Consider the following 23,486-nt stretch of genomic DNA (forward strand, 5'->3'; position numbering starts at 1 on the left):
TTAAAAGAACGATACTTTTTCTTTTAGTGATTCCTGATATTTTTCTTCATAGTCATATAACGGCGTCGGATAATCTCCGTTGAAATAAGCCATACACAATCCTGAATACGGAGCATCTTTTTCCAGACCGATCGATTCGATCAGACCCTCTTCACTTAAAAAACCTAAAGAATCGGCACCGATACATTCTTTGATTTCATCAATCGTGTGATTGGCCGCAATGAGTTCTTTACGCGTTTGAATATCAATCCCATAAAAACATGGATATTTCAAAGGAGGAGAAGCAATCCTCACATGTACTTCTTTTGCTCCTGCTTCTTTCAAAAGATGGACGATCCGTCTGCTTGTCGTGCCCCGAACGATCGAATCATCAACCATAATCACCTTTTTCCCTTCCACTACCCCGCGTACAGCAGATAATTTCATTCGGACGCCTTGCTCTCTTAGCTCTGGCGTCGGCTGGATAAATGTTCGGGCAATGTATTGATTTTTTACTAATCCAATTTCGTAAGGGATACCGCTTGCTTCTGCATAACCGCTTGCGGCTGACAAAGAAGAATTAGGTACACCAACGACCATGTCTGCTTTTACTGGCGATTCTTTCGCTAAATTCCGTCCCATATTTTTCCGTGCAGTATGCACATTGATTCCTGCGATATTTGAATCCGGTCTGGCAAAATAGATATATTCCATCGAACAAATAGAAAGCTGCGTGTCCTTCGTAAAGCAATCAATCTGGATTCCTTCGTCATTGATGATCACTATCTCACCAGGCTGGACATCTCTTATAAAACGTGCCCCAATAACTTCTAATGCACAAGTTTCCGAGGCAATCACGTATGCTCCGTTTTTCATTTGTCCGATTGCTAATGGACGAAACCCATTTGGGTCCAAAGCGGCAATCATTGCCGTTTCTGTCATTAATAAATAGGCAAAGCCACCTTTGACTTCATTTAAAGCACTTTTCAATTTATTTAAAAAATCTGTTTCTTCACTTCGTCGGATCAAATGCATCAATATCTCCGTATCGGAGTTGGAATGGAAGATCGCCCCATTTTCCTCTAACTCTTTTCTAAGGGAACGAGCATTGATCAGGTTACCATTATGCGCTAAGCCGATCGACTGATCATGAAATTTGAATAGAAAAGGCTGAATATTGTCCACACTTCCATTGCCTGCTGTTGCATAACGTACATGTCCGATTGCAGCTTCTCCTGTTAACTGCTGCAATTTTCTTTGATCTTTGAACACCTCAGAAAGTAGACCCAGATCTCGATGACCCATGAGTTTTCCTCGATCATTGGACACGATACCAGCACCTTCTTGTCCTCGATGCTGAAGACTATGGAGTCCGAAGTATGCCACACTAGCGGCGTCTGGATGACCCCAAACACCGAAGATCCCGCATTCTTCATTTAAACTCTTCACTTCATAAGACATACGATTGCATCCTCCCAGCACTTTCTTGCTACTGCTGTTTCTATTTTGATTTGACCGTCAGTTGCTGAAATTTCGATTATCGCTTCATCTGTCACCTTACCTGCTAAAACAGCAGCATCTCCCATCATTTCTTCGAATCGTGTCTGGTTTTCCGGTGCAACTGTCAATACAAATCTTGATTGAGTTTCTGCAAACAATTGAGCAGAGGGCAAGCCAAACTGCACAGATAAACCTAGCTGATATTTGAAAGCTGATTCTGCCAGTGCAATTGCCAAGCCACCTTCTGAACAGTCATGGGCACTTTCGATCAATCCGTTTTGGATGGCTGTCAATACTAACTCCTGGTTTTTCTTTTCAACGGCTAGATCAAAGTTTCGAATCACCCCTTCGATTCTTCCAAGTTGCATCTTTTGTAATTCACTGCCATCAAAATCTGCAAACGTCTTGCCTAATATATAGATTAGATCCCCTGATTTTTTGAATTCCTGAGTAGTGATATGTTCATGATCCTCGATCAATCCGACCATACCGATCATCGGTGTTGGATAGATTGCTTGACCGTCCGTTTCATTATATAAAGAGACATTTCCTGAAATAACAGGAGTTCCTAACGTTTCACACGCAGCAGCAATGCCGTCAGCTGAAGTCGATAATTCCCAAAAAACTTCAGGTTTATCAGGAGAACCATAGTTCAAGCAGTCGGTGATCGCCAAGGGTCTACCACCGCTAGCAATGATATTTCTAGCTGCTTCTGCCACTGCTATCTGTCCTCCGACTTTTGGATCCAAATAGAGATAGCGAGCGTTGCAGTCTGTGGTCATCGCTAATGCTTTGTTCGTCCCTCTGACTCTCATCACAGCCGCATCGCTTCCTGGACAGACAACTGTATTGGTTTGTACTTGTGAATCATAAGTTTCGTAGACTGAACGTTTCGAAGCAATCGTCGGTTGTTGCAACAGATCAAGCAATACTTGTCCAGGTTCTTCAATAACCGGCTGATAAGGGGCCAACTGCTGAAAATCTGCGATTCGAGCTGGTTCTTTCATCTCTTTATGATAGACTGGCGCATCTTCAGCCAGCGCATCGACTGGCAGATTCGCTACTTCTTTCCCTTGATGATATAGACGATATTGCCCGTCGTCTGTTACTTTACCGATAGTGACTGCATCTAGATCATACTTCTGAAATAGTTCTTGGATTTTTTCTTCCTCTCCTGATTTGACACAAATCAACATCCGTTCTTGTGATTCCGATAGCATCATTTCATAAGGCGTCATTCCAGTTTCTCTTTGTGGGACTTCGTCTAATGTCAATATAAGTCCTGAACCAGCTTTTGAAGCCATTTCCGCACTAGATGAAACAAGTCCTGCTGCTCCCATATCCTGTATACCTACTAGAGAATCCGAATGATGCAAGATTAATTCCAAACACGCTTCAAGCAGCAGCTTTTCCATAAAAGGATCGCCTACTTGTACAGCAGAACGTTGCTGTTCTTCTTCTTGACTAAATTCTTCTGAGGCAAAAGTTGCGCCGTGGATGCCGTCGCGACCTGTTTTTGCTCCTACATACATGATCGAATTGCCGACACCAGCGGCTTGCCCTTTCTGGATATCTTTGTGTTCAATCAAACCTACACACATTGCATTGACTAATGGATTTCCTTCATAACAAGGATCAAATGCAATTTCACCACCTACAGTCGGTATGCCGATACAATTGCCATATCCGCCGATACCTGCAACTACTTCTTCTAGTAAATATTTTGTTTTTGGATTATCTAATTCGCCGAATCTCAATGAATCTAGCAACGCAATCGGACGAGCCCCCATGCTGAAAATATCTCTAATGATTCCGCCAACTCCTGTCGCAGCTCCTTCATAAGGCTCCACGGCTGAGGGATGGTTGTGACTTTCTGCTTTGAAGACAACTGCTAGTCCATCACCGATGTCGACGATACCTGCGCCTTCTCCAGGGCCTTGCAAGACATGAGGTCCACTAGTAGGAAATTTGCGTAGAACCGGTTTAGAATTTTTATAGGAACAATGTTCGCTCCACATAACAGAAAACAGTCCAGTTTCCGTATAATTAGGCATTCTTCCTAAGATATCTTCTTCGATCATTCGATATTCTTCATCAGTCAGTCCCCATTCGGCATAGATTCTTTTTTTCTTGATCTCTTCAGCTGTCGGTTCATTCAATGTTTTCATCTATACGGTCACCTTTCCGAAGTTTTTTAAAATGGAAGCAAAGAACCGTTTCCCATCTTCTGATCCTAGCAAGTCTTCTACTGCACGTTCTGGATGAGGCATCATTCCTAACACATTCCCCGCTTTATTCGTAATCCCTGCAATGTTTTCCACGCTGCCGTTGATGTTGTCATTATAAGTAAAGACGATCTGATTATTTTCCTTTAGTTCTTCAAGTGTTTCTTCGTCACAGAAATAATTTCCTTCCCCGTGAGCAACTGGAAGAGAGATTATTTCATCTGCTTCATATTCTGAAGTAAAGGCCGTCTTAGGATTGACTTTCAATGGTACAGTTTTACAAATAAAATGCAGAGACTCATTTCGTCTCAGTACACCTGGCAACAGTCCAGCTTCTGTCAATATCTGGAATCCATTACATGTACCGAATACGGGTTTCCCTTCTTCAGCAAAACGAATCACTTCTTCCATGATTGTAGAAAACCGAGCAATCGCACCGCATCTCAAATAGTCACCATAGGAGAATCCTCCCGGCAGTAAAACCCCATCAAATCCTTCTAAAGAGGACTCATCATGCCGTACAAATTCAGCATCAGCGCCCATGATCTCGCGAACTGCCCATAACATATCTGCGTCACAATTTGAACCTGGAAAAACGATGACCGCAAATTTCATGTTATACTTCCTCCATTTTTTTGATTTCATATCGGTATGTTTCCATATTTACATTTGCAAGCAACTTGTCACAAATCGTTTCAATCACTGTATCGATTGGTTCTTCTGTATCAGCAAGTTGTATCTCAAAGTATTTTCCGATACGGATATCTTCGATTGTTTCATATCCCATACGATGGACTGCTTTTTTTACTGCCTCTCCTTGAGGATCTAACACTGAATCTTTATAGGTTACATAAACTTTTACGAAATACATCATACTTGCTCCTTTTCTTCAGTTAGTTCCGATAGACGGTTATATACTTCTTGATAGACTGGAATCAGATCACCTAATCCTCTGCGGTAAACGTCTTTGTCCATATGTTCATTCGTACGTTCATCCCATAATCGGCAAGTATCCGGTGTTACTTCGTCCGCAAGTAATATTTTTTCATTCGACCGACCAAACTCTAGCTTGAAATCTACTAAAACCAGACCAACCTTAGCGAATAATTCGATCAAAATTTTATTGATAGCTAATGCTTGGGTTTTCAGCTCACTGATTTCTTCCGGTTTTGCCAGTTGCAAGAAATAGATATGCTCTTCATTGACAAAAGGATCATCCAACTGATCATCCTTATAGTAGAATTCAACGATTGGCTCGATTAATTTTTTGCCTTCAGGAACACCTAGACGTTTTGAGAAACTTCCTGCTGCAATATTTCGGATAACCACTTCCAGAGGGATGATTTGTACTTTTTTTACTAATTGTTCGGTTTTAGACAATTGTTCAATAAAATGATTTTTTATTCCTCGCTGGGTCAGATAGCGGAAAATCGTACTTGTGATTTGATTATTCAATTCTCCTTTCCCACTTATCCGATCTTTCCTCGCGCCATTCAACGCAGTCGTCTGATCTAAGTATTCTACCCAAATCAAGTTTTCATCAGAGGTAAGATATAATTTTTTGGCTTTCCCTTCGTACATAAGTTCTTTTTTCTCCATGTCTGACTCTCCTTTTTATTTACATTGAAAGCAAATACATCGATTTTTGTTCGTGTTTTCACTTTGAATTTTAACAATCATCTTTTTAGAAATCAATATAAATATGTACATTAAAGGCATTAGATTCTTTTAATGTTCGTGTTTTGTTGTAAGTGTAAAAATTCCCTCATCAACAAGCGTTTACATTTATATATAATGATGGTATATTAAAATTAACTAAAAATTTGGATAACTGGATCGAGGAGGCACTTGCCGATGGAAGATGCAATAAGACAAGGTCAGCTTTTTTTATCAGAATTAACGGCTGAAGAACGTTCCTGTCTATATAATGATTTGTTGTCAATCAAAGACGTTTATTTATGCAATAAAGATACTAGTTTTTATACCTTTCGGAAAATCCGCCGAGCAGCTAAGCGTTGCGCTGAATGCCGTAAAAGGACTTTTAGTTATCGGACAGAACACAAAGGCGAACTTTTAATCAGTCAGATCCACGAACAGAAACGTTTCAAAAATCACTATCGTATCCAGATCTTATTTAATGGACAAGAGATGGAATATACTTTTCTCGAAAATTTGCTGCAACATCTCCATAACCAGCATTTTAGTTATAATAGCCAAGCCATTTACGCTTAATTCCTCTATTTTTTGTATGTAAAGAGGTAGTCGCTTTTAAAATCAGGTTCCTATTATTGATAAGAAAACATAATAAACTAAAAGAAGCAGAACCGCTAACGGATCTGCTTCTTTTTTGGTTATTTTTGCTATTCTATTTTAATTGAATTTTGCAACTCACTCTTCTTTATTCCAAACCTACTCGTTTGAATATCACGTCAACGTTTTTCAAATGATGATGATAATCAAAGGCATCGTCTATTTCTTCTTTAGATAATACCGATGTGATGGTCGGATCTTCTTCTAACAGCGGGCGGAACTGAACTTGGTTGTCCCAAGCGTACGCAGTTTTTGGCTGAACAAGATCATAAGCTTCTTCTCTTGTCATTCCCTTATCGATCAATTTCAGCATAACGCGCTGGCTATAAATCAAACCAAATGTTGCAGACATATTCCGCTTCATGTTTTCAGGAAAGACCGTTAGATTTTTAACGATATTGCCAAAACGATTTAACATGTAATTCAATAAAATCGTGGTATCAGGCAAGATGATTCGTTCGGCTGAAGAATGAGAAATATCTCTTTCATGCCATAATGTGACATTTTCATAGGCAGTGACCATGTGTCCGCGCACCACTCTGGCTAGACCAGCCATATTTTCTGAACCGATCGGATTCCTTTTGTGTGGCATAGCAGAAGAACCTTTTTGACCTTTCGCAAAAAACTCTTCTACTTCACGTGTTTCAGACTTTTGCAATCCGCGTATCTCTGTTGCAAAGCGTTCAATACTTGTAGCAATAAGCGCCATCGCTGAGAAATATTCAGCATGTAGATCCCGAGGGAGAACTTGAGTAGAGATTTCTTGCGGACGGATCCCCAATTGTTTACATACATACTCTTCAATAAATGGCGGGATATTTGCGAACGTCCCCACTGCTCCTGAGATTTTTCCTGCTTCTACTCCTTTTGCCGCATGTTCGAATCGTTCGATGTTCCGTTTCATTTCTGAATACCATGTGGCAAGTTTCAATCCAAAAGTAGTTGGTTCAGCATGGACACCGTGTGTTCGACCCATCATCACTGTATATTTGTGTTCTTTTGCTTTTTCGCCAATGATTTCCGTAAAACGTTTCAAGTCTTCCCGTAAAATATCATTTGCTTGCTTGATGAGATAGCCATAAGCAGTATCTACGACATCCGTACTTGTTAGACCATAATGGACCCATTTTCTTTCTTCTCCCAATGTTTCAGAAACTGCTCGTGTAAAAGCAACGACATCATGGCGTGTTGATTTTTCGATTTCCAAGATCCGATCGATATCAAATGATGCATGCTCACGGATTTTTTTCACATCTTCTTGCGGGATTTCACCAAGTTCTGCCCAAGCTTCATCTGCTAAAATCTCGACTTCGAGCCACGCACGGTATTTGTTCTCTTCCGTCCAGATATTCCCCATTTCAGGGCGTGTATAACGTTCTAACATGTTTTTTCTCCTCTAATCCCAAATATTCGTTTGTTTGATTTCTTCCAGCGTTTGCTGGATGTCTTCTGTCAAGATAGTGATATGTCCCATCTTGCGACCTTTTTTCGCTTGTTTTTTTCCATAGAAATGGAATTGCCAGTCTGGCTTATTCTCAATCAAGCGATAGCTTTCCAACAGTTGTTCTCCCAAAACATTGACCATCACTGCATTGCTTGTCAGACGCACTTTTTCTCCTAATGGCCAGCCGCAAATACCTCGAATATGGGCATCGAACTGACTCATAGAACAAGCTTCGATAGAATAATGTCCAGAATTGTGAGGACGAGGAGCTAATTCATTCACATATAGCCCGCCTGTTTTTGTTAAAAACATTTCTACCCCTAAAACACCTGAAAGGCTTACTGCTTCTGCAATCACACGGGCAATACGCTCAGCCTCCTCGACCACATCCTGATCAATCGCGGCTGGAGCAATCGTTTCGTGCAGAATATTGTTTCGATGGATGTTTTCCACGACCGGAAAAGTTGTGAAATCTCCTTGTCCATTTCCTGCCACCATGATCGAAATTTCTTTTTCAAATGGGATCCAAGCTTCTAAAACACAGGTTCCATCTCTTAAAAGATCCATTGCAGGGGCCAAGTCTGCCCGACTTTTCAAAACATACTGCCCCTTGCCATCATAACCGCCTCGAGTGGTTTTCAAAACGCAGGGATAACCGATCCCGTCAATCGCATCTTGGATATCTGTCGGACTGACGATCGTTGCATAAGGAGCAATCACGATGTTGTTCGTTTCCAAAAAGGATTTTTCCAATAGGCGGTCTTGCGTAATCGCAAGCAAGTCTGTCCCTTGAGGAATAAATGACATGGGTAAGATCGCATTTAGCGCCTCTACACTGACATTTTCAAATTCATAGGTAATGACATCTGTTCTTCTAGCAAGCTCTTTCAGCGCAAAGGTGTCATCATAGACACTTTCAATGTGCCAATCTGCAACTTGTGCGGCTGGACAATCACTTACAGGATCCAGCACACCTACTTTAAAGCCCATTTCTTTTGCACTAATCGCCATCATACGACCTAATTGACCGCCGCCGACGATCCCGATCGTTGAACCAGGCAACAAAGGTTTAACCAAGTTGATCACTACTTTCTATAACAGTTTTAGCCAACATTGAACGTCTTTCAGCCAATTTAGCCTCCAATTCTAAATCATACATGGAAAGCATCTGTATCGCAAGTAGTCCAGCATTAATTGCTCCAGCTTTTCCGATTGCCGTAGTAGCCACAGGCACGCCTCCAGGCATTTGAACAATCGACAGAAGCGAATCTAAACCATTTAATGTTCGTGATTGGACCGGTACGCCGATAACCGGCAAAGTTGTTTTTGCCGCAACCATCCCCGGTAGATGGGCGGCTCCCCCTGCTCCTGCAATAATGATTTTGATTCCTTTTTCTCGAGCGCTTTGTGCATATTCAAACATCAAATCTGGCGTGCGATGAGCAGAAACGACTTTTTTTTCATAAGACACACCGAATTCTTCCAATACTTGACATGCTTCTTTCATTGTTTCCCAATCTGAAGTACTCCCCATAATCACAGAGATTTTTGCTGTCATTGTTTTTCCTCCCAGTTTTTCTACACCCATATTTTAACAATCGTATTTTTTGATGTCAAAGAAATTTCGAATATTGATAAAGAAAACCACTTTATTGTTCGTGTTTGTCCAATACATAAAAAAGGATGTGACAAAAGTGATGTCACATCCTTTTTTTAGTATAAATGGTATTCAATCAGCTGACCCTCGATATTCACTCAAAACGCTGGTTTCACAACTTTTCTTTTACTTCATTATTTTTTGAAGGCTTCTTCTACTATTTCTTCATCTTTTTTTAAACCATTAAAGATCAGATTCAATATGATAGCCGTAATACTACTCATTACGATGCCATTGCCAGTGAACATTTGCAATGTTTGAGGAATTTGACTGAATAATGTCGGCGTAATATTGAAACCTAGCCCAAATCCAACAGAAACAGCAACAATCAATAGATTTTTATCATTGCTGAAATCAACTTCCAACAGCATACGGATTCCTTGGACTGCCACCATCCCGAACATGACTAACATTCCTCCACCAAGTACCGGCTCAGGAATGATTTGTGCTAGCGCACCGATTTTAGGGAATAATCCTAAAACAATCAAGAAGAACGCAGAGAAGTAGATAGGTTTTCTCGTTTTGATACCCGAAAGTTGAACCAATCCGACATTTTGAGAAAAGCCTGTGTAAGGGAATGTATTAAAAATACCGCCTAAAATAACGGCAAGTCCTTCTGCACGATATCCTTTTTTCAATTCTTCTTCTCCAACATTCTTCCCAGTAATGTCACCAAGCGCAAAATATACACCCGTTGATTCTACCATGCTGACCATAGAAATGATGATCATCAGTAAAATCGACCATACATCAAAAGTTGGCTTACCAAAATAAAAGGGTTGTGGGACATGGAACAACGGTGCATCTCCAATCGCACTCAGATCGATCATTCCCATGAAAGCAGCTAAGATGCTTCCACCGACTAAACCAATCAATACCGCGATGGAACGAATGAACCCTTTTGCCAACATTTGCACACCTACAATGAGGAGAATCGTCACAAATGCAAGTAGTAGATTTGTTTTGTCACCAAAATCAGCCGCTGTTGCATTACCGCCACCCATTTTTTCAATTGCTACTGGAATCAATGTCAAACCAATAACGGTGATAACCGTTCCTGTTACTAAAGGCGGGAATAATTTCTTGATTTTAGAAAAGATACCTGAAACTAACACGACAAAGATACCTGAAGCAATAATAGATCCGTAAATAGCTCCTACTCCTTCATTAGTTCCGATCAAGATCAGCGGAGCTACTGCTTGGATCGCACATCCTAAAACAACAGGCAAGCCAATTCCAAAAAAACGGTTAACGGTCAATTGCAATAATGTTGCTAATCCACACATAAAGATATCAATTGAAATCAAGTAAGTCATCTGTTCTTGATTAAAGCCTAGTCCTGTACCGATCAAAAGAGGCACAGCTACTGCTCCTGCATACATCGCTAACAGATGCTGCAGTCCTAAAACCGCGGCTTTTCCATTTTGTGTTTCTTTTTCCACGATTATGCGTCCTCCTCAAGAAACTCAACTTGTCCATTCGTCAAGGAAGCGATACGTGCAAGAGAAACGACTCTCAATCCCATTTCTTCAAGCAACTGACGTCCATCTTGGAAAGACTTTTCAATGACGATCCCGATTCCTTCTACTTGAGCTCCAGCTTGCTGGCATAATTCAATCAATCCTTTTGCCGCTTGTCCGTTTGCCAAGAAATCGTCAATAATCAATACTTTATCTTCTGAAGATAAGAATTTACGAGAAATAGAAATCGTACTTGTCACTTGTTTCGTAAAAGAATAAACAGAAGCCGTCAATAATTCTTCATCCATCGTCAAGCTTTTTGCTTTTCTGGCGAAGATCATTGGAACACCTAATTCTTTTGCAGCAAATAAAGCTGGTGCGATCCCAGAAGCTTCAATGGTCACAACTTTCGTGATTCCTTGTTCTTTAAATACTTCTGCAAACCGTTGTCCCATTTGTTCCATCAATACAGGGTCTACTTGGTGAGTGACGAAACTGTCGACTTTTAGTACGCCCTCGCCTAATATACGTCCGTCTTTTTGAATACGTTCAACTAATTCTTTCACTTTATTTGCTCCTTTATCATTTATTAATACCAAAAAACCGCTTTTGTGCAAAAACCTACTATGTTTCTGTTAAAGAAAAACACCCTCCACTTTATCATAAGAAAAGAAGGGTGAAATAGCCAATCTTTTACTTATAGTCCAGCATTTACGGTACTGGCTAGAAACTGTCATCCATATTATGACGATATATAAGTAGGTATGTAAAACTAATAATAGTGTAAAATCATTTTCTTGCAACTGTTTTGCACGTGAAGGCAGTTTGACATATTTGAATAAAGAATGTTGTTTCAAATATTGAAAATAGTCTAACACTACTTTCTGAAACTGACAACGTGGTTTACTTATTTTTTTGTAAAATCTAATGATTTTTAATGCATTACTCCTTTTTGTTCGGGTTTAAATAGTTATTTTTATTTTCACTTATCCAAAAATTCTATTCCACACAAAAAGGATTGTGAAAAAAAACGTGTCACAACCCTTTTTTCGAATAAATAGTGTTCCAAAGACAATCTACGGCAATAGCGCACAGATTTATAACGTACGGGAAATAATTTTCGTAAATTCCTTCTTATTCCTTGAAGCTGACAAGTTCATCAATCGCCACTGCTTTTCCTGAAGCAATAGAGTGGTTTGCTGCAATTCCTGTCAAGATCGACAGGATACCATCTACGTGAGTTGCTGCTCGATTCCACAGATCTTCTTCCTTTACTTCGCCAAACAGATCATCCAACAGACGTGGATCTCCTCCGCCATGCCCGCCTGCTTCTTGTTCAACGATTACCTCATAGGGTTCACCGAACATCGGATAGACCTGGATGGACTGAAGAACAGCTGCTCCCTCATCTTTTTTATCTCCACCAGCGTTGATATAGGACTTTTCGATCACTTTCATTTCGATTCGGCCTTTGCTGCCATTAAAAGAAACATTGAATCCTTCCCACGGCATATACGCATTTAGCGAATACGTCAATATCGTACCAGTCTCGTATTTGACTGTCACTCCTAATGTATCTTCAATAGAGATATCATCGGAAAATACACTGCGATCACGAATGTATCCACTGTCTTCTTCTGCTTCCAAATACATTTCTCGCAATTCCTCATTGGCTGATAGATCTATAGCAAATGGATCATTTTTGGCTAGTTCGCTTCCATAGCATCGACTGTAAAATGTTTCTACTCCGCGTTTTTCCGCATTATGCATTCCATAAAAATTCAATCCACCAACTGCGAATACCTTTTTTGGATGGCTACTCAACCAAAAGTTCACCAAATCAAAATGATGGGTAGATTTGTGCACGAGAAGTCCACCACTATTGTGTTTATTTCGATGCCATCTTCTGAAATAATCTGCCCCGTGCTGCGTATTCAGCAACCATTCAAAGTGGATAGAGAAAACATCGCCGATTATGTCTTTTTCCAGCAGTTCCTTTATCTTCGTGTGATATGGCGCATAACGATAATTGAAAGTGACTCGCAGATTCCTTCCCGTTTGTTTTTGAACAGTTATTATTTCTTGCGCTTTTTCCTCATCAATAGTCAGAGGTTTTTCGCAAATAACATCATACCCTTTTCTCATTGCACGGATGATATAATCATGATGTGTTCGATCTACTGACGTAATAATGACTTCATCTGGCCGTACATCATCCAGTAGCTGTTCAAATTGCGATGGCATACATGTCTTTACTTTCTTCTGTCCATACTTATTCACAAGTACTCGATTTGCATAATCCATTCTTGTTTGAGACACATCACAAAAACCGACCAGTTCACAAGTTTGATGATACGTAGAGGCAATTGCCTCATAAAAAAAGCGAGCTCTTCCGCCAAGACCGACTTGTACATATTTTTTCTTCATTTAAACTCATTCTCCTTTTCTTTTAACCAGCATGCTGTGACAAATGGCAGTCCAGGATACAGCAAGGCAGTAAGTAAAAAATCATACTGTATACACCAGAACAGCCCATACAAAAGACAGAAATACCACAGAAACCCTTTGACATTTTTTGACAACAGCCAGATATTCCTTTTGATCAAATAAATAAGACTATCTGCTTTCTCTTCTTTGCAGACATCAATTAGCGTACTAAAAAAACCATGGGATACAAAAAGCAACAGACACAATAGAAAAGGAATCAGATACCAAGCATCAGCCTTTTCTATGAACAAATACCAATCAGCTGCAAAAATAAGAACGAACAGCTGAAACAGCGCAACAATAAAACATAACTTTTTGATTTTTTCTTTCCGCCAACCTACCTTCTTTTCCGCCAAATAATGGACAGATAGATAATAAGCAGGATACATCATCAAAAAATAAATCAGATAGACAACATGAGCAGAAAGCGTTAATCCTAAAGTAAAAAAACATCCTAGGAAAAAAGCGAAAAGACCATGACTGATAAGACTGGTTAAAAAAATCCGACAGAAATAGTAGTTGATCTTGTAAAGAAACATCTCCTCTATTGGCTTTTTCATATTCAGCCTTTCAAGCCGCTTGTACTGATTCCTTGGACGAGATATTTATTGAAGAATAAGAAAATCAGAAAAACCGGCAGCAGAGACAGCGTAGACATCGCAAACATACTGGCGTAAGTCGTGCTAGATCCAGCATCTGCAAATAATTTGATGGCAATCGATACGGTATAAGATCTCGGCTTGTTCAAATAGATCAGCGGTCCCATAAAGTCATCCCATTTCCAATAAAACTGGATAATGATCGTGGTGATGATCGAAGGTTTTAGCAAAGGAAAAATAATTTTGGTAAAGACACTATATTTGCTGCATCCGTCAATAATCGCTGATTCATCTAACTCTTTAGGGATACCGACCATGAATTGCATAATCTGATAAATAAAAAATGCTTGTCCAAAAAAGTGCGGTAAAATCAGCGGCACATACGTACCAACTAAATTCAGCCGATTGTAAATAATAAACTGCGGAATCAAAATCACTTGTGCAGGAATCATCATCGTTACTAACATGACGACGAACCAGAACCTTTTTCCTTTGAAATCGATCCTCGATAATGCGTAAGCAATACAAGTCGAGCTCAGCACTGTCCCGATCGTTGATACCGCAGAGATGACAAACGAATTCTTAAAGAACGTGAAAAATGAGATTCCAGCAAAACCTGCCCATCCTTCTGCGTAATTTTCCCATCGAAAAGTTTCTGGAATCAAATTCAGTGAACCACTCAGAATCTCTTGATCCGTTTTAAAAGAACCTGCGATCATCCACAAGACTGGATAAATCATGACTAGACCTAATAGCAAAATAAACCCGTACTGGAACCATTTCATTACTGTTTTATTCATTTTTTCCTCCTCCCGTTCACACAACGACCCATTTTTGTGATGATTTGAAAATCAGAAAGGTAACAGCGCCCATGATCAACAGCATGATCCACGAAATAGCACTAGCATACCCCATAGAATTAAAAGAGAATGCTTGGTTATACACATAAAGAGCATAAAAGTTCGTGGCATCATTCGGACCACCTTGGGTAATGATGAACGCTTGCGTGAAAGTCATAAACGCTGCAATCGTCTGCATGACTAAGTTATACAAAATGATTGGCGAAAGAAGAGGTAGCGTGATCTTGTAAAACGACTGCCATTTATTCGCTCCATCGATCTCTGCCGCTTCATAATACGAGGCTGGGATCTCTTTGATACCTGCAGCAAAGATGATCATTGCCGAACCGAATTGCCAAGCAGACATCAAAACAAGAGGGATCATGACCAATTTTTGATCGCCAAACCAGGAAAGTGCTGGTGCGCCTAGTCGTTCTAGAAAAATATTCACTAACCCATTTTTAGAAAACAATTCCCGCCACACTAGAGCAATAGAAATACTGCCGCCAATCAAACTAGGTACATAATACAAAGAACGAAAGAAAGTCGTCCCTTTGATATTTCTCGTTAAAAGATAAGCAATCAATAGACCAAAGATCAGTTTCACAGGCACAGAGGCAAATACATAGAGAAAAGTAACTCGAATGGAGTTCAAAAAACGAGCATCACTTAGCATTTTTATATAATTATCCAAGCCGATCCATGAGACTGGATTCCCCAGACGATAATCGGTGAACGAATAATAAAGAGACAAGATCATCGGTATTACCGTTATCAATAGAAATCCTAGAATAAATGGAGAAGCAAATACGTAACCGACCACGTTATCTTGATTCATGAATCGTTTTAGTTTTTCTTTTTTCATGCTTTCCTCCTGTTACTATTCCAGAATGTTTGAAGCAAACTCATAAAGACTCTCTGCTGCTTCTTCTGCCGTCATTTCTTCATAGATAACTTTTTCTACTAAAAGATTGTATTGATCTTGGATTTCCAGATTTAAAGCGCTATCAAAAACGTTTACTTCACCGTTGTCCATATCGGAGATCATTTCTAAATAGTCGAATGTCGCTTGTAAAGTTGTATCATCTGTCTGAGCGAGTTGTTCTCGAATATTGGACATGATTGGTACACCGCGTTCTCCTTTTAAAATCTCATTGGCTTCTTCACTGTTTTGGAAGAAATCAATAAATTTAGCCGCTTCTTCTTTGTGCGCTGAATTTCTTGCCATACTCAGCATTTGCGAAGAACGTAAAGGAATACCAGATTCTCCATCTGCTTTTCTGCGAGGGGGATTAATCAATCGAATTTCCATGTCTTCAGGAGCGCCTGACAAAATTTCTGTCAACTGGTTACTTGATAGAAAAACCATCGCTGCTTCGCTATCTCTAACTGCCTGAAAAGACAGATCTGTCGTACTTGCAGCTCCACCACCCGGTTCTGGATGGGCACCTTTGTCTACCAGATTTTTACGCAGCTGGAAAAAATCTGTTAAATAATCCGGATTTTCGAATCCCAAGCTGTTAGATAAATCCTCCTGATTATAAAAATTCAATCCTTTTTCAACTTGCGGTATTTGAATAATACAGCCAGCTATAAAATCTTCGAACCTTGAAATAGCATAGATCCCTAATTCTTCAGTAATTTGATAGCTGATTTGCTCAAATTCTTCCCATGTCCAATTGGAAGCAGGTTCAGGGATACCTAATTGTTCAAATATATTTTTATTGTAAGCAATCGCAAACGAGTTCACCCCGTTGGACAGTCCAACTAATTGTCCGTCGTAAATCGTCGTTGCCAAATAGGATTCATCCGCATTAGAAACATCAATTATCCCTTGATCCACATATTCATCTAATGGTTCAATCTGATTGATGTATTGAGGAAATTGATTATTTAATTGAAAAATATCCCAGATATCATTTGATGCTGCTAGCGTACCTAATTTTGTGTAATATCCTTCATAATCATAGAATTCATACTCGATCGTCACATGAGGATTTTTTTCTTCGTAAAGCTCGATTACTTTTACCGTTGCATCGTGTCGAACTTGTGAACCCCACCAAGCCATGTTCAACGTGATTTTTTCGTCATCCTCTTGCCCACAAGCCGTCAAGAATAATAACATAACACTTAATGCTAAGATGATTCTCATTTTTTTCTTCATTTCCTACACCTCTACTTCCATTGACATTTTTCAATATACTGTATTTTTATACAGTATATATTTATAAAACCATCTTTTTTAAAGGCGAATAAAAACCAAGGCTTGCCTTTTTGTTCTGCCTAGGATGAACAACTCAATACTTTCAAGGAAAATTAGATAGTGCTGATTCTTTTTCCATTGCTACAAATACTTCTTGCTTCAATGATGGGAGGATAATTGCGCAAAGAAAAAAGGATATCAGACAACCGTCCAATATCCTTGACATAGCTAAATAAGCGTGCCACTCTGCGTATATTATTCCCTAAAAAATCAGAAAAAATAACTAGTAATTCTGTATGAAATTAGGTACAATATACACGTCGATGCACAAGCATTGACTATGGCAACTTGATTGGTCAGTTCCCGCTGACTTTTCAAGCCCCGGTGATTTAGCTGCTACTAAATTGCCGGGTGCCTTTTTTAGTTTTTATTCGTTTTTCATTCTATAGAAAGCGCTTCAATAAATCAAGACATTTTTTTGACGTAAAGCTAATAATAACAACAGATTTCGACTATTTATATGTACATTACAGATAAAAAAACAAAAAAATCTTCTTTTATTTCTGAATTTCGAACAAATAGGACCAAGTATAAAAGAGGTCGTGAGCCTGCCGTTCAGCTCCGAGTCACAAGGAACAATTTTAAAAAAACAGCTTCCCATGTTTGATGAATATTGTGAATTGTGACCGAGGAATTGGTAGGAGAACACTGTTTATCCGGAAAAAGAGCGAGGGACAAAAGTAAATAACACTTTTGGCTCACGCTCTAAACACGTATAAACGGCGGAAGCAGAAGCAACTCCTTCGGAAATAAGCTGAAATTCACAAAAATTTGAAAAGCAATACTCGTGAATTCCTTCTTATTTCTTGGAGTTAAACGCTTCTGTCCCAGCCTCTACTTCTTACCTGTTATTCATGTTTCTTTTTTTCAGTTTCCCGATATTTTTCCATTTTACGACTAAAAAGCTCTCCGCTACTTGGCGGCGTATACGTGATGGCATTTGCTCCTGCTTGAATGGTCTCAGCAATACTTTCTTCCGTTGGTCCGCCTGTCGCAATAATAGGAAGTTCAGGATACTTTTTACGAAAATGACGTACTGCTTCTGCAGTTTCTTTTCCCGCACTGATATTGATAATCGAAATACCAGCTGCTAACTTTTCATCAATTTCTGTATATTTCGATGTTACCGTACTGATAACTGGGATATCAACTACTCGACAAACTTCTTTCACTGTCTCTAAAGGCGTAGGACCATTCAAAACGACCCCTAAAGAACCTTGCGCTTCTGCAAACATGCTCATGTAAGAAGAACGAGCACCTTGTGTCAATCCGCCTCCTACACCGGAAAAAACTGGAATATCAGCTGCCTCAATGATACTTTTAGTAATTGCTGGATGTGGTGTAAAAGGATACACAGCAATTACTGCATTCGCATTTGTATTTCGTATGATTGCGATATCCGTAGTAAAGATGATCGAACGAATCAATTTTCCAAATATCTTGATCCCGCTTGCTTCTAAAATGATTTCCGGTACTCTTACGATATCTTTTCTCAATTCCGTCATGATTTCCGGCGTAAATTGTTCTGCCATCAGCCACTTCTCCTTTGCTATCTCCGGTCATACTGATTCAACTGGTACGTCTCGATGACCTGGATGATTTTTTGCGCATAACCGGGGTCTGTCGCATAACCTGCATCTTGCAATGCTTGTGCGGCTTCCTGATAATTGGTGGCCGTAATCACTTTTTCATACAGTGCAGGATTCCAATCTACTCCTTGGACGAACAGTTGTGTATGGTCATCCATGGACTGTTCCCATGAATCATACACTTTGAAGTCTCCTTGGATAGTTATCCATTCTTCGTTAACAAATTCCTTTGTTTCTAGGCTTACTTTCTTCTGATCCCCATAAGCCTTGATCCCGAAAAGATTATTGTATTTGCTAGCCAAGGTACTTTTTCCCCAATTCGATTCTAATATAGCTTGTCCTAAAATGATACTAGGAAGCACTCCATAACCATCTTGTAGTTCTTGGGCATGTGGAACAAGCCGTTCAATAAATTGCTGATGGGATTGCGCTTCATTTTCTTGCTGATTATCAGTAAAAGGAGAAGACAGATTCTTCAAGGAAAAAACAAAGGCTAGGAGTATCACTACTACACCGGCAACCACTGCTGGCCAACGGATATTCTTGCGCTTTTGCTTTTTCCACTTTTTTTTCGCCATGATCAATTCCTACTTTTCATTTAATTCATTCAGATATTCTTCTAGCGTCAATTGGTGTTTGGTGATATACTCAGCATTTTCTTTACCGACATAACGTAAGTGCCAAGGTTCATATGTGATTTTAGTTATATCTTCGCGTCCTTTTGGATAACGAACGATAAATCCATACTGGGCAGCATGATCTGCGATCCATTTAGCTCCAGGCTGATCTCCGTAACTTGCATCCAATACAGTAGAAGGATAACTGTTGTACCAGTTTTGATCGACGACATCGACTGCCAGACCTGTGTGGTGTTCGCTGTATCCTGGCTCCGTAATCGTTTCTTTAGTGATTTTTGTCGCCTCCTCTTCTGATACACCTTGACGACTCATCACATCTTGGACATTTTGTTCGAAAACTTGTTGTTGGGATGATACAGACCGGTAAGCTGAGACCATAACTAACGGAAACCCAGCTGTTTCGGCAGCTTTAGCAAATGCTTCATATTCCGGAGCAATGCGTTTGTCGATCAAATATCCATTACTCAATGATGCCAATTGAGTAGACTCATCGATTTCTTTTTCTAATTTGTGATCTGGACCAACCAAAACTAGTTGCCAATCGTCTGTTTTAACATCTGGTAATTGTTTGGATGTACGATCTTGTGTTTCTTTGTCCTTTGCCTTGCTGCTTGTTGTTTGACTGTTTTTTTCTTTACTAGCAGTTGTTTTGGTGCTTGTTCGTTCGACCGTTTGATTGCCGGCTTGAACATGCGCGTCATCATCGCTAAAAATAACATAGCCCATTGCTGCGATCATAATCACAACTGCTCCAAATCCTAAAAATTTATTCACTTGAAAAATCCTTTCGTTGTTCTTCACGTTCCCCGTTCGTATCATGAACGTAAGTTTCTTCCAGATTTTCATTCACCCAATCAAGAAGTTCGATTTTTTCTCCTTCAATCTGTTTTTGAACATCTGCTGGCAAACGAAAATTCAAAATATCATCATAGCCCCATTCATCATATTGAATACTTACTTTCAAGTCAAGGTACCTACCAGCCTGCTGATTGTTTTTCAAAGGGATCAGCTCGACTTTTGCTGCTTTGCTGCTTAGCCATTTTTGCGCGATACGTGTTTTAATTTGTTTATACTCTGCAACAGCAATATTTCGTTTCTCGGGAAAAATAATCGTTTGACGCAAAATCTTTTGCGTAAGCATCCATTCATAATCAGTGAAAAGATTTTTTACTTTCTGCATCGCTTCAGAAGGCAAATTTTTCTCGCCATCTTTCCATTTTTGCCATTGTTCTGGACTGATCAGCAAGTATTCATCTAAAAAGTTTTTTTCAGTTTCAAACTGTTCCAATAATACACTCATAATAAGATCAATATATACTTGATGCACGTTTATCCCCTCCTTTTAACTATTCTACTTAAGTTTTAGTCAAAAAGCACCTGTTAAATCGCTGCTTTCATTTTTTTTAATGTTTCAAGTCCTCTCCCCTTCATTCTTCGTGATTTTTGTTATAATAATAGACAGAAAAGAATCTCAATCCAACTATGAAGGAGCGTTTTCAGATGAAAAAATATCAATGGGGAATCGTTGGTCTAGGTACCATCGCACATGAGTTTGCCGAAAGCTTCAATCAAGAGACAAGTGAACTAACAGCGGTTGCTTCCAGAACTTTAGAAAAAGCGGAAAACTTCGCACACCGTTACAATATTCCAAAAGCTTACGGAAGCTATCAAGAAATGTTAAACGATGCTGAAATCGACATCATATACATTGCTGTACCAAATAAACAGCATATCGACCATATCTTGGCAGCATTGGAAGCAGGCAAACACGTCTTATGTGAAAAAGCCATCACGATGAACAAAAAAGAACTGGCTGATGCTATGCGTTTAGCAGAAGAAAAGAATCTGATTTTAGCAGAAGCCATGACCATCTTCAACATGCCGCTTTATCAGCAATTACACTCAATAATGGATACAGGGAAACTAGGGGCTTTAAAAATGATCCAAGCACCTTTTGGCAGTTATAAGGAACCAGATCCAGAAAACCGATTCTTCAATCCTGAATTAGCTGGTGGAGCTCTGTTGGATATCGGTACGTATGCGGTATCTTTTGCTCGTTTCTTTTTGAGTTCTCAGCCTGAAGTAGTTGCCTCTACAATGGTCCCTTTTGAAACAGGCGTAGACGAGCAATCAGTCACTATTTTGCGCAACAAAGAAAATGAACTTGCTGCTGTCAGCTTGTCTTTTCAGGCAAAAATGCCAAAAGTCGGTATCGTGGCCTTTGAAAACGGCTATGTGACGATTGCTGATTATCCTCGTGCGGATCGTGCGGAGATCCTATTTACAGACGGTACGAAGGAATTCATCGAAAGCGGGAGTACTTCTGAAGCCATGAATTACGAAATAAACAATATGGTACACATGATCGAAGGTGACTTGCCAAATCGTTCTCTCTTCTTGACAAAAGATGTCATCGACATCTTGGATCAAATGCAAGTTTTATGGAAAAATATGTAATTTTAAAAGGTCGTGAAAAAGCTGGTCTGCATCAAATAATAAGAACAGCCAAACAAAAATAGCTCCTCCTATTTTCGTTTGGCTGGACTTATTCCCGCAGATGCAAGCTTTTGAACACCGTTTATACCAAGAGGTCGTGAGCCTGCCGTTCAGCTCCGAGTCACAAGGAGCAATTTCAAAAAACAGCTTCTCATGTTTGTTGAATATTGTGACTTGTGACCGAGGAGTTGGCAGGAGAACACCGTTTAAGTAAGAGGTTGTGAAATCAGCTTTTTGACCTGAGTATTAGCTGAATTCAAAACCTCTAATTTTTGATTTTTTGTTGGGAGAACTCTGCCTTGATTTCAATAAAACTTTTAAAAGACTGTAAAAACTGGAACAATTCTGCTCGGTCCTCGAATTCAGGGCGGCTAGTCGGCAGAGGCATTTGCCGATACAATACATAAACTTCTTCAATACGTGCTAAAATTTGTCTGCCATCATTTGACTCTGAAAATGTTTCTGCCGTATAAATCAATAAACCGTAGATATGTTTTCCATAATAAGCGGGTTGTTGGATCCGCTCTAGATTTTCCAACATGTCTTTAATCACATTGACCTGTGCTCGTCTCATAGAGAAGTAAGTTTCATAGTATAGCGGCTGTCTGAGCCAGTAGTTTTCTTGATGTTCTCTGGCATCTTCTTGGCTTTCGCGAATGAATGTCAGCAAATGTTCGCATTTGATCTGCACATCTCCTTTATTTTCCGATAAAAGAAATTCTGCCATTTGTCTCAAGATATTCCGAAATTCTTTTTCGATCTGTATTTGGTTTTCCTTCAGCTGCTTCGTACGATCTGGCATATAGACATTCGCAAGCAAAGCAAATACTAATCCAATCGCCATTAATCCCGCTTCATTGCCGATCAGCTGCCAAGACATGTTTTCCTCCACTAAATAATGAGTAACCAAAACCGAATTTACGACGATTCCTTCAGTTAATTTGAAGCGAGAGGCAAGCGGGATGAACAGGAATAAAAAAAGACTGAAGCCAAAAATAGTATACCCAACAGCAAAAAAACTGAACAGCGCTGTTATCGTAGCTAATATAAAGGCTGCGATTCGATTCATCCCTGTACGCAATGTAGAGCGTTTTGTATTTCCCACACTCAATAATGCAATGATTCCTGCAGCTGGCCAATACAATAGCGATAAGCTACCCGCTGTGACCATTGAAAAGAAGACACTGATCACCGTTTTGATTGTTCGCATTCCTATACGCATTTACTCCCCCCTTTTTCTGTTTTAATTATACTTGAATAATGAAAAACTAGCTATCAGACAAAAGTTTAGGTATGATGGTAAAAAGAACAAAAAGGAGAATCTCTATGCAATTTGGCCGTTTTCGACTAGGTATGCGTACGATCAAAAGTGCCTTAGCTGTTTTTTTATGTATCTTGTTTTTTCATTTGACTCAACGAGGAATCCCAATGATTGCTGCATTATCTGCTGTTTTTTCTTTGCGTCAGGACTTGACTACAACCGTTTCTTTTGGAAAATCTAGGATCATTGGCAACACATTAGGTGGTACACTAGCTATCATTTATTTTTTTGTCAAAAGCTATTTTCACAATGATTTTTTGGTAGAATTGATCCTGCTTCCTATTCTAGTAATTATTGTGATTGTCGTGTCAGACGGCATCAACAATAATTCCGGCATCATTTCCGCAATCGCTACGTTATTGCTGATCGCATTGAGTATCCCTCAAGGTGAATCTGCTTTGTACGCGATCCAACGAGTACTAGATACTTTTATAGGAACATTCATTGCAATCGGTATCAATTTCTTTCTTCGTCCGCCTGAAACAGAAAAGAAGGAAGAACTATCAGAAGATTTAGTCGAACTCCAAAAGAAAGAACAATTGCTGCGAACAAGTTTACAAGAGATAGAAGCTAAGATCCAAAAACAAAAGAAAAATAGCGAGGACTGATTTTCTTTTGAAATAACATAAAAAAATGGAGAGAAGAACTTGAAAAGTCTTCCTCCATTTTTTATTGATCG

23 protein-coding genes and 1 riboswitch are annotated in these 23,486 nt (G+C 39.5%); of the genes, 3 read left to right on the plus strand and 20 right to left on the minus strand.

What is annotated here, in order from left to right; translation table 11 throughout:
- From purF to purC, 5 genes are read right to left on the minus strand one after another with little or no spacing between them, the layout of a single operon-like run.
- Entirely contained in the window at positions 1-1,440 is a 1,440-nt protein-coding gene (gene purF, locus A5816_RS06230; RefSeq protein ID WP_002309482.1) for an amidophosphoribosyltransferase, read from the minus strand.
- On the minus strand, positions 1,425-3,647 hold the full coding sequence (purL, locus tag A5816_RS06235) for a phosphoribosylformylglycinamidine synthase subunit PurL (RefSeq protein ID WP_002374410.1): 2,223 nt from the start codon (positions 3,645-3,647) through the stop codon (positions 1,425-1,427). Before purL ends, purF begins: the two co-directional genes overlap by 16 nt.
- On the minus strand, positions 3,648-4,319 hold the full coding sequence (purQ, locus tag A5816_RS06240; protein ID WP_002292228.1) for a phosphoribosylformylglycinamidine synthase subunit PurQ: 672 nt from the start codon (positions 4,317-4,319) through the stop codon (positions 3,648-3,650).
- Between the two features lies 1 nt (position 4,320).
- Positions 4,321-4,575, minus strand: coding sequence for a phosphoribosylformylglycinamidine synthase subunit PurS (gene purS / locus A5816_RS06245; protein WP_002309490.1), 255 nt, complete (start codon positions 4,573-4,575; stop codon positions 4,321-4,323).
- Positions 4,575-5,303, minus strand: a complete 729-nt coding sequence (purC, locus tag A5816_RS06250) for a phosphoribosylaminoimidazolesuccinocarboxamide synthase (protein ID WP_086310963.1) — start codon at positions 5,301-5,303, stop codon at positions 4,575-4,577. The genes purS and purC overlap by 1 nt, the downstream gene beginning before the upstream one ends.
- A 255-nt stretch (positions 5,304-5,558) precedes the next feature.
- On the opposite strand from purC, the gene A5816_RS06255 reads away from it, so the two are divergent.
- A complete protein-coding gene (locus tag A5816_RS06255) occupies positions 5,559-5,936 on the plus strand; it encodes a hypothetical protein (protein ID WP_086310964.1) in 378 nt (125 codons plus the stop codon).
- Between the two features lie 166 nt (positions 5,937-6,102).
- On the opposite strand, the gene purB is transcribed toward A5816_RS06255, so the two are convergent.
- From purB to A5816_RS06330, 14 genes are all read right to left on the minus strand, one after another.
- Entirely contained in the window at positions 6,103-7,398 is a 1,296-nt protein-coding gene (purB, locus tag A5816_RS06260) for an adenylosuccinate lyase (protein ID WP_002306865.1), read from the minus strand.
- 12 nt (positions 7,399-7,410) lie between these two features.
- On the minus strand, positions 7,411-8,535 hold the full coding sequence (gene purK / locus A5816_RS06265) for a 5-(carboxyamino)imidazole ribonucleotide synthase (RefSeq protein WP_179189691.1): 1,125 nt from the start codon (positions 8,533-8,535) through the stop codon (positions 7,411-7,413).
- On the minus strand, positions 8,528-9,016 hold the full coding sequence (gene purE / locus A5816_RS06270) for a 5-(carboxyamino)imidazole ribonucleotide mutase (protein WP_086310966.1): 489 nt from the start codon (positions 9,014-9,016) through the stop codon (positions 8,528-8,530). Before purE ends, purK begins: the two co-directional genes overlap by 8 nt.
- 233 nt (positions 9,017-9,249) lie before the next feature.
- Complete coding sequence (locus A5816_RS06280; RefSeq protein WP_086310968.1) at positions 9,250-10,557, minus strand: nucleobase:cation symporter-2 family protein; 1,308 nt, start codon at positions 10,555-10,557, stop codon at positions 9,250-9,252.
- 2 nt (positions 10,558-10,559) lie between these two features.
- Positions 10,560-11,141 (minus strand): xanthine phosphoribosyltransferase, encoded by a 582-nt coding sequence (locus A5816_RS06285; RefSeq protein ID WP_002292242.1) that lies wholly within the window; start codon positions 11,139-11,141, stop codon positions 10,560-10,562.
- Between the two features lie 114 nt (positions 11,142-11,255).
- Positions 11,256-11,353: riboswitch (purine riboswitch) on the minus strand.
- Between the two features lie 356 nt (positions 11,354-11,709).
- Positions 11,710-13,002: a Gfo/Idh/MocA family protein gene (locus A5816_RS06290; protein ID WP_086310969.1), complete on the minus strand. Its 1,293-nt coding sequence runs from the start codon at positions 13,000-13,002 to the stop codon at positions 11,710-11,712.
- The gene (locus A5816_RS06295) at positions 12,999-13,622 is read right to left on the minus strand and encodes a hypothetical protein (RefSeq protein ID WP_086310970.1); all 624 of its coding nucleotides are present in this window, start codon (positions 13,620-13,622) and stop codon (positions 12,999-13,001) included. Before A5816_RS06295 ends, A5816_RS06290 begins: the two co-directional genes overlap by 4 nt.
- A gap of 2 nt (positions 13,623-13,624) precedes the next feature.
- The gene (locus A5816_RS06300; RefSeq protein ID WP_002292245.1) at positions 13,625-14,461 is read right to left on the minus strand and encodes a carbohydrate ABC transporter permease; all 837 of its coding nucleotides are present in this window, start codon (positions 14,459-14,461) and stop codon (positions 13,625-13,627) included.
- Positions 14,462-14,477: 16 nt separating this feature from the next.
- A complete protein-coding gene (locus tag A5816_RS06305; protein WP_086310971.1) occupies positions 14,478-15,365 on the minus strand; it encodes a carbohydrate ABC transporter permease in 888 nt (295 codons plus the stop codon).
- 15 nt (positions 15,366-15,380) lie between these two features.
- Positions 15,381-16,664 (minus strand): ABC transporter substrate-binding protein, encoded by a 1,284-nt coding sequence (locus A5816_RS06310; RefSeq protein ID WP_086310972.1) that lies wholly within the window; start codon positions 16,662-16,664, stop codon positions 15,381-15,383.
- Between the two features lie 947 nt (positions 16,665-17,611).
- Positions 17,612-18,295, minus strand: a complete 684-nt coding sequence (locus A5816_RS06315) for a hypothetical protein (protein ID WP_002374384.1) — start codon at positions 18,293-18,295, stop codon at positions 17,612-17,614.
- 17 nt (positions 18,296-18,312) lie between these two features.
- Positions 18,313-18,930 (minus strand): glycoside hydrolase family 73 protein, encoded by a 618-nt coding sequence (locus A5816_RS06320; RefSeq protein ID WP_002315168.1) that lies wholly within the window; start codon positions 18,928-18,930, stop codon positions 18,313-18,315.
- A gap of 9 nt (positions 18,931-18,939) precedes the next feature.
- Entirely contained in the window at positions 18,940-19,764 is an 825-nt protein-coding gene (locus A5816_RS06325; RefSeq protein ID WP_002374382.1) for a D-alanyl-D-alanine carboxypeptidase family protein, read from the minus strand.
- The gene (locus A5816_RS06330) at positions 19,757-20,317 is read right to left on the minus strand and encodes a hypothetical protein (protein WP_002293272.1); all 561 of its coding nucleotides are present in this window, start codon (positions 20,315-20,317) and stop codon (positions 19,757-19,759) included. Before A5816_RS06330 ends, A5816_RS06325 begins: the two co-directional genes overlap by 8 nt.
- Positions 20,318-20,490: 173 nt before the next feature.
- Here A5816_RS06330 and A5816_RS06335 point away from each other — a divergent pair, with 173 nt between their 5' ends.
- Positions 20,491-21,447: a Gfo/Idh/MocA family protein gene (locus A5816_RS06335; protein ID WP_086310973.1), complete on the plus strand. Its 957-nt coding sequence runs from the start codon at positions 20,491-20,493 to the stop codon at positions 21,445-21,447.
- A gap of 304 nt (positions 21,448-21,751) precedes the next feature.
- Here A5816_RS06335 and A5816_RS06345 read toward each other — a convergent pair whose 3' ends face one another.
- Complete coding sequence (locus A5816_RS06345; RefSeq protein WP_086310974.1) at positions 21,752-22,708, minus strand: aromatic acid exporter family protein; 957 nt, start codon at positions 22,706-22,708, stop codon at positions 21,752-21,754.
- Between the two features lie 104 nt (positions 22,709-22,812).
- Between A5816_RS06345 and A5816_RS06350 the strand changes: the two genes are divergently transcribed.
- Positions 22,813-23,415 carry an aromatic acid exporter family protein gene (locus A5816_RS06350; RefSeq protein ID WP_010732731.1) on the plus strand — a complete coding sequence of 201 codons (603 nt, stop codon included), beginning with the start codon at positions 22,813-22,815 and terminating at the stop codon, positions 23,413-23,415.
- Positions 23,416-23,486 lie beyond the last annotated feature (71 nt).

This window comes from Enterococcus sp. 3G1_DIV0629, assembly GCF_002141285.1.
GTDB lineage: Bacteria > Bacillota > Bacilli > Lactobacillales > Enterococcaceae > Enterococcus_B > Enterococcus_B lactis.